Annotated in this window: 1 protein-coding gene; it reads right to left on the bottom strand. The window is 49.2% G+C overall.

What is annotated here, in order from left to right:
- Positions 1-390 (bottom strand): DUF1566 domain-containing protein (locus tag AB4589_RS23710; RefSeq protein ID WP_372101819.1); only part of this gene is annotated, 390 nt, incomplete at its 3' end.
- Positions 391-455: the final 65 nt, after the last annotated feature.

Below are 455 nucleotides of genomic sequence, written 5' to 3'. Positions count from 1 at the left end.
AGGATTTGAGACGCAGGATACGTAGCCCGTGAGGCTCGACTGGTTGCTGAAGACGTAGCCATGGACGAGGTCCACGTCGTAATAGAGAGAACCATCAGGAGTCGCCGACCAATAGTAGTAGGTGGTCGGCCAACCGCGCGCGATAAACATCGGGCCGAATGCGTCGTATAGCTCCGTTTTTAACTCGTCTCTTGTTGCTAAACGCCAGTTAGTTCGTCCGCCGAGACTATGGGTGTTGTAGGTAGTACACAGTGCATTTGCGTTATTCCAGTCGAATAGATAAAAAGCACCACCAACTGGGCCGGAATTTCCGCTTTCAGTATGAGTACCGTTTGTAGCACTACCGCCAATGCTGTCTAGATAGGCCGCTGATGGTGAATTGGTAAGCAACTTACCACTACCTCTATTGTAGATATCAATACATGTACCAGCCAAATTACACACATTCACCTCCA

This window comes from Vibrio sp. 10N.222.49.A3 (assembly GCF_041475145.1).
Taxonomy (GTDB): domain Bacteria; phylum Pseudomonadota; class Gammaproteobacteria; order Enterobacterales; family Vibrionaceae; genus Vibrio; species Vibrio tasmaniensis_A.
Note: the sequence above shows the minus strand (reverse complement) of the source record. Positions and strands in the feature narration are given on the sequence as shown.